The organism is Archangium sp. (assembly GCF_036389735.1).
In the GTDB taxonomy this organism is placed as follows: Bacteria; Myxococcota; Myxococcia; order Myxococcales; family Myxococcaceae; genus Archangium.
On the sequence record NZ_DASVWK010000829.1, the window covers coordinates 1 to 2,613 of the forward strand.

1 protein-coding gene is annotated in these 2,613 nt (G+C 69.7%); it reads left to right on the top strand.

What is annotated here, in order from left to right:
* Positions 1-2,613 (top strand): tetratricopeptide repeat protein (locus VF794_RS29680; protein ID WP_331116218.1); only part of this gene is annotated, 2,613 nt, incomplete at both ends.

A 2,613-nucleotide genomic window follows, 5' to 3' on the forward strand; every position in this document is an offset into this window, starting at 1 on the left:
AGCGGGGCCAACAAGGCCAAGGCCGCCACCGGCCGCCGCTTCCACGAGCGCCGCCGCTCGGGCAAGGACTTCGGGCCCTACGAGGAGGGCGTCATCGACAAGATGCTCGAGGACGGCCAGCTCCTCGGCAACGAGGACGTCTCCAACGACGCCGACGCGTGGACGCCCATCGGTACGGTGCCCACCTTCGCCACGGCCATCCAGAAGCTGATGGAGGGTCCGGGCACGCCCGCCACTCCCGCGGCGCCCGCGATGCCCACCGGTGAGCCCGGCTCGAAGGTCGGCCAGTCCCCGGCCACCAGCACCGCCAACATGGAGCGGTTGAACCAGCTCTACGGCGGCCGCATGGCGGCGGTGGCCGTGGTGGACAGCACCTCGCGCCTCGAACTCTTCCTCAACAAGGTGAAGCAGCGCCTGCCGCTGGTCATCGGTGCGACGGCGGCGGTGGCGGTGCTCGGCGTGGGCCTGGGCTTCGGCACCACGCGCTACGGTGTCTTCGGACTCAAGAAGTTCTTCCCCACCACGGTCAAGGCCGGCTCGTCGGAGGCCGCGAACGTGGAGGCCGCGCACAAGGCGCTGCTGCAGGACTCCTTCCAGGGCTACAAGCAGGCCCGGACGCTGAGCGAGTCGGTGCTGGCCAGCGACGAGTACCCGGCGGTGCGCGCCCTGTGGTGCCAGTCCGTCTTCTACCTCCAGCGCCGCTACTCGTCCGCCCAGGGCTCGGATCTGGCCCGCTGCCGCTCCGAGGAGGAGGCCGCGAACCTGGAACTGCTGGGCGAGAAGAACGTCGAGTACGTCAAGTACCTCGCGGGCAAGGCCCTCACCGCGCGGGATGCGGAGACGGCCGCGCAGCTCGTGCAGGACATCTGGAGCCGCGACGGCAACCAGTCCGACGTCGAGCTGGCCTTCCTGCTCGCCGAGTCCCAGGCGGCCCGCAAACAGAATGACCAGGCCATCGAGACGCTGAAGCGGGTGCTGGAGCAGCAGGCCGACTCGGTCAAGGCCCACCACGCGCTGGGCAACCTCTACCAGGCCACCGGCAAGGCGGACGAGGCGGTCAAGTCCTACGAGGCCGCGCTCAAGGCGGAGCCCACCCGCGTCATCTCCGCGCTGGAGCTGGCCGCGGTGCAGGTGCTGCTGCGCAAGGACGCGCAGAACGGCCTCGAGGCCACCGAGCGCGCGCTCGACGAGAAGGTCCAGGCGCAGATGGGGCCGGCGGAGCTGGCCCGCGCCCGCACCCTCAAGGGCATCGCCCTCTTCCAGCTGCACAAGCCCAAGGAGGCCGAGCAGGAGCTGAGGGCCGCGCTGGAGAAGGACCCCACCTCCGTCCTCATCAAGGGCAACCTGGCCCACGTGCTGCGCGCCCAGCGCCGCTTCGTGGATGCCCTGCCCCTCTACGAGGCGGTGTCCCAGGCAGAGCCGCAGAACCTCGAGTACGCCGACGGGTACATCAGCACGCTGGTGGTCACCGGCAAGATGCAGGACGCGCAGAAGGCGGTGGAGGCGGCCAACAAGCGCTTCCCGGGCAGCGCCCGCATCGCGTACCTCTACGGCCGCATCGACGAGGCGCGCGACAGCAACGCCTCCGCCGAGCAGCACTACCAGAGCGCCATCAAGGCCGACGCCGAGCTCTTCGAGGCCAACGTCTACCTCGGCCGCTTCTACCTGCGCCTGCGCCGCAACAAGGACGCGCGTGAGCAGCTCGAGCTGGCCGCGTCCAAGGCGCCCCAGAACGCCACCGTGCGCTCGGGGCTCGGGGAGCTGGCGCTCGCCGAGGGCAACATCCCCACGGCCCAGGAGGAATTCGCCCGCGCCGTCGAGTTCGACCCCAACCTCGCCGATGCCCACCTGGGCCTGTCCCGCCTGGCGCTGCTGGACGGGGACCTGGAGAAGGCCCAGACGGAGTCCAACACCGCCTTGGAGCTGGATCCCAACCTCAAGGGAGGCCGGTTGCAGCACGGCACCGTGCTGTTTCGCCTGGGCAAGCTGGACGAGGCCATCGCCGAGCTGGAGCAGGCCAAGAAGGAGGATCCGCGCTCGGTGAGCGCGCCCATCACCCTGGGCGCGGTGTACCTCGCCAAGGGCAACGGCAAGGAGGCCGAGGCCAACGTGCTGCTGGCGCTCAAGAGCGAGCCCTCCAACCCCGAGGCGAACTTCCAGATGGCGCTGGTGAAGGCCAAGAGCGGCGAGTTCACCCAGGCGCTGGAGAGCATGAAGAGCGCCGTGGACCGCGCCCCCAAGCGCGCCGACTACCGCTACACCTACGGGGTGCTCTTCCGCGACGCCAAGCAGCCGGCGGACGCCATCGAGCAGTGGAAGCAGGCCGTGGCGCTCGACCCGCAGCTGGCCGACGCCCACGAGGCCCTGGGACAGTCCTACCTTGAGAGCAACCAGCTGGATGAGGCCATCAAGGCCTTCCAGACCACGCTCAAGGTGGACCCCAAGCGCACCCGGGCACTCGCCGCCATTGGCGACGCGCACTTCACGGCCATGCGCTGGCGTGAGGCCGTCCGCAGCTACGAGCAGGCGCTCAAGGCGGACCCGAGCCTCACCTCCGTCTTCTACAAGATGGCGCGCTGCTACAGCGAACAGAACCAGCACGCCAAGTCCATC